Raw genomic sequence first — 4,760 nt, 5'->3', positions numbered from 1 at the left:
GACCTCGATCCCGGCGGCGTTCAGTTCCCGGATCGCCGCCGGGATCGAGGTCTTTCTCGACGTCGTCTACAACCACACCTGCGAGGCGGGCCCCGACGGTCCGACGCTGTCGTTCCGGGGTGTCGACAACGCGAGCTACTACAAGCACGACCCCGCGGACCCGCAGCGCGGCATCGATTGCACGGGCTGCGGCAACACCTTCGACGTCGCCCACCCGCGGGTGATGCAGCTGGTGATGGATTCCCTGCGCCACTGGGTCACCGCCTACGGCATCGCCGGCTTCCGCTTCGATCTCGCCTCCTCGCTCGGACGCGCGCCGCTGGCGTTCTCCCCGCAGGCCGCCTTCTTCCAGGCCGTGGCGCAGGACCCGGTGCTCGCCGGCGTCAAGATGATCGCCGAGCCCTGGGACATCGGGGAGGGCGGCTACCAGCTCGGCGGCTATCCGCGGGGCTGGAGCGAGTGGAACGACCAGTTCCGCGACGCCGTCCGGGGCTTCTGGCGCGGTGACCGCGGCACCCTGCCGAAGCTGACGCAGGGCCTCTCCGGCTCGCGCGAGGTCTTCGCCCCCTCCGGCCGCTCGCCGCTCGCCAGCATCAACTTCGCGGCGAGCCATGACGGCTACACGCTGGCCGACGTCGTCGCCTACGAGGAGAAGCACAACGAGGCCAACGGCGAGGGCAACCGCGACGGCCACGGCCACAACGTCTCGCGCAACTACGGCGTCGAGGGCGACACGGACGATGCCGAGATCCTGAAGGTGCGCGCCCGCCAGAAGCGCAACCTGCTCGCCACCGTCATGCTGGCGCAGGGCGTGCCGATGCTGCTGATGGGCGACGAGCGCTCGCGCAGCCAGGGCGGCAACAACAACGCCTACTGCCAGGACAACGCCGTCAGCTGGATGGACTGGACCTCGGATCCGGATCCGACGCTCGCGACCTTCGTGGCCAACCTCCTGCGTCTGCGCCGCGAGGAGCCGGGATTGCGCCGCCGCCGCTTCTTCGACGGCAGCGCGATCGACCCGGAGGAGCCCTTGCGCGACGTGCACTGGCTCGCGCCCGACGGAACCGAGATGGACGGGGACGACTGGGGCGACGACGGCCGGCAGGCCTTCGGCATGCAGATCGGCAACGACGGCGACGCGGGTCAGCGCCTCCTCATCCTGTTCAACGCCGCCGAGACCGCCTGCCCGTTCCGGATCGCGCCGGGCGTCGGCGGCCCGTGGCGCGTGGTGTTCGATACGGCCCGCGAGACCGGCGCCGTGCTGTTCGGCCCAGCCGCGCTCGCCGAGGGCGGCAGCCTGAACCTCCCGGCGCGCGCGGTCCTGGTGCTCGCCGCCCGCACGGACGAGGCGGCCTGAGGGGATCGCCTTCGACGGCAGCGCGCTTGCGCGTGTTGGCGACCGCACGCCGCCAGGCACGTATCTCGAACGCGCCTGCAGAGGGGGCGCGGTGCGGTTCGGGCTCGCAGATCGGCAGCCCGTCGCCATCGCGGCCCGATCCGCCGGAATCCGCCCCGTGACACCGTTGCCGCCCTGAGCCGCCGCCTTAGTTGCGGCGCGGGAACAAGATGCGCCGCGCCGCCTTCTGAGAAGGAAGCGGGGCCGGATACGCCCGCACGTCTCTCCCCACCGCCACGAGGATCAGGCCCGATGCGGCGCGCGCACAGCATGGAATTCGGTGCCGAGTTCGTGGACGGAGGTGTGCGCTTCGCCCTCTGGGCCCCGACCGCGCACGACGTCACCCTGGTGGTCGACGGGCAGGATCATGCGCTGCCCGCCGCCGAGCATGGCTGGCGTCGGACTGTGGTGCCCGGCGTGAAGGCCGGCGCACGCTACGGTTTCCGGATCGACGGTGACCTTGTCGTCCCGGACCCCGCCTCGCGCTTTCAGCCGGAGGACGTCTCCGGCCCGAGCGAGGTGATCGACCCGAACGCCTTCGGGTGGACGGACGACGACTGGAAGGGGCGTCCCTTCGAAGAAGCGGTGATCTACGAGACCCATGTGGGCACCGCGACGCCCGAAGGCACTTACGATGGACTCGCGGAGAGGCTCGAATATCTCCGCGCTCTCGGCGTGACCGCGATCGAACTCCTGCCGCTCGCCGATTTCAAGGGCACCCGCAACTGGGGCTACGATGGCGTGCTGCCCTACGCGCCCGATTCCGCCTACGGCCGCCCCGACGACCTGAAGCGCCTGATCGACCGGGCCCATTCGCTCGGGCTGATGGTCTATATCGACGCCGTCTACAACCATTTCGGGCCGGCCGGAAACTATCTTCACGCCTACGCCAAGACCTTCTTCACCGAGCGTCACCAGACGCCCTGGGGCGCGGGGATCAACTTCGACGGCAAGGAGAGCGGCCACACCGTTCGCCAGTATTTCATCCAGAATGCGCTCTACTGGCTGGAGGAGTACCATTTCGACGGCATCCGCTTCGATGCCGTGCACGCGATCCTCGACGATTCCGAGAAGCACTTCCTGGCCGAGCTCGGCGAGACGATCCGCGAGAAATTCCCCGACCGCCAGATCCATCTGATGCTGGAGAACGAGGCCAATCAGGCCACGTGGCTGGAGCGGGATTCGGGCGGCAAGCCGAAGCGGCACGACGCGCAATGGGCGGATGACCTGCACCATTGCTGGCACGTGCTGCTCACGGGCGAGGATGCCGGCTACTACGAGAGCTTCGCGGACAAGCCGGTCGAGCGCCTCGCCCGCTGCCTGTCCGAGGGCTTCGCCTATCAGGGCGAGCCCTTCAAGACCCTCGACAACCACCCGCGCGGCGAGCCCTCGGCCCATCTGCCGCCCTCCGCCTTCGTCACCTTCCTGCAGAACCACGATCAGGTCGGCAACCGGGCGCTCGGCGAGCGGCTGAGCCAGCTCTCGGATCCGAAGAAGCTCGACCTCGCGCGGGGCGGCTTCCTGCTGGCGCCCCAGATCCCGATGCTCTGGATGGGCGAGGAATGGTCGGCGTCGACGCCGTTCCTGTTCTTCGTGGATTTCGCGCCCGACGAGGAACTGAACAAGGCCGTGCGCGAGGGGCGGCGCCGCGAGTTCAAGAGCTTCGCGGCGTTTGCCGACGACACCTCGAAGATCCCGGATCCAACCGACAAGAAGACCTTCGATGATTCGAAGCTCGACTGGTCGGAGCTGGAACGCGCCCCGCACAGGGATGTGCTCGCCGAGACGAAGCGTCTGCTGGCGATCCGGCGCGATGTCGTCGTGCCGCTCGCCAAGTCCGGCTACGGCGGCGCGACCGCGACACTGCCGCGCCCGGACGTCGTGGACTGCACCTGGCGCTTCGGCGCCGGGACGCTCCGCTTCGTCGCCAATGTGGGCGACGCGGAGTTCCGGCCGGAGGATCTCTCCGGCGCGGTGATCTGGACCAACGCGCCCGATGGTCGGGGTGCGAGCCTGGCCGGCTGGACCGGCGTCTTCGTGACGGAACAGAACCAGTGAGCGGCACTCTCGAACGTCTGGCCGACCTCGTCGGCGTCGCCGGCGGTTACACGGACGCCTTCGGCAAACCCGTCGAGACCTCGCTGGAGGTCCGAAAGGGACTCCTCGCAGCTCTTGGATTCCGGGTTGGGTCGGAGGACGAGGTCGCGGGATCGCTGCGCACGGTCGAGGCTCTGCGCCGCGGCCTGATCCCGCCCCTGCTGCCCGTCGAGGCGCGCCGCCACGCCCGCGTGCCGGTGCAGGCGGAGTCCGGGACCCTGTCCTGGCGCGTCGTGGACGAGCGCGGCCACGCCCGCGAGGGCCGCGCCGCCGTCGCGGGCGACGAGACCGGATTCGAGCTGCCGCCGCTGACCCCGGGCTATCACCACCTCACCGCGACGCTCGGGGATCGGAAGGCCGAGGCCTGGGTGATCGCCGCGCCGCAGCGCTGCTGGCGTCCCCGCGCCTACGCCGACGAGGGCGCGGCCGATTGGGGTCTCGCGGCCCAGCTCTACGGCCTGCGCTCGGCGGACAATATCGGCATCGGCACCTACGCGGATGCGGGACAGGCCGCCCACGACGCGGGCCTGCGCGGCGCGTCCTTCCTGGGGCTCAGCCCGGTCCACGCCCTGTTCGGGGCGGACCGCACCAAGATCTCGCCCTACTCGCCCTCCTCGCGCCTCTTCCTCGAGACGCTGTTCATCGCCCCGGATGCTCTGCCGGGCTTCGCGGGCTCGCGGGCCGAGGCGCTGCTGAAGGAGAGCGGCCGCGCGGTCGAGGCCCTGCGCTCCGCCTCCCTCGTCGATCACCAGGGCGTCTGGGACGTGTTGGCGCCCGTGCTCGACGCCCTGTGGCAGGATTCGCCCGCCCGCCGCGGGGAGGATGCCGGCTTCCAGGCCTTCCGCGAGGAAGGCGCTGAGGACCTTCAGTCCCACGCCGTGTTCGAGGCGCTCTCGGCCCATTTCAGGGCCGAGGGCGCCCACTGGCTCGGCGATTGGCCGGAAGCGTACCGCCGCGCCGGAACGGAGGCCGTGCGCGCCTTCGAGGCCGAGCACGCGGAGGCCGTGAGCTTCCAGGCCTGGCTCCAGTACCTCGCCGATCGCCAGCTCGCAGCGGCCTCGGCGCGCGCGCACGAGGCCGGCATGCGCATCGGACTCTACCGCGACCTCGCGGTCGGCGCCGACCGGGGCGGCTCCGAGATCTGGTCGCATCCCGAGCGCTTCGCCAACGGCGTCTCGATCGGCGCGCCGCCGGACCTCCTCGCCCCGAAGGGCCAGGATTGGGGCCTGCCGGCCTTCGATCCGCTGGAGATGGAGCGCGACGGCCT

At 70.6% G+C, this 4,760-nt stretch carries 3 protein-coding genes; all 3 read left to right on the top strand.

All coding sequences use genetic code 11. The annotated features are described in order from the left end of the window. Nucleotides 1-1,357: glycogen debranching protein (locus MFF54_RS26620; protein WP_373321215.1), on the top strand; the 1,357-nt coding region annotated here is incomplete at its 5' end. Between the two features lie 291 nt (nucleotides 1,358-1,648). Continuing rightward, complete coding sequence (gene treZ / locus MFF54_RS26615) at nucleotides 1,649-3,454, top strand: malto-oligosyltrehalose trehalohydrolase (RefSeq protein ID WP_238307202.1); 1,806 nt, start codon at nucleotides 1,649-1,651, stop codon at nucleotides 3,452-3,454. Beyond that, a partial coding sequence (locus MFF54_RS26610) for a 4-alpha-glucanotransferase (protein WP_238307201.1) occupies nucleotides 3,451-4,760 on the top strand: 1,310 nt, incomplete at its 3' end. The genes treZ and MFF54_RS26610, both read left to right, overlap by 4 nt.

Origin of the sequence: Methylobacterium gregans (assembly GCF_022179245.1) — a bacterium.
GTDB classification, from domain to species: Bacteria; Pseudomonadota; Alphaproteobacteria; order Rhizobiales; family Beijerinckiaceae; genus Methylobacterium; species Methylobacterium gregans.
Note: the sequence above shows the minus strand (reverse complement) of the source record. Positions and strands in the feature narration are given on the sequence as shown.

What these genes read in the sequence shown, in the direction of transcription:
- treZ (WP_238307202.1), top strand. Translation starts at nt 1,649, where the DNA reads ATGCGGCGCGCGCACAGCATGGAATTCGGTGCCGAGTTCGTGGACGGA.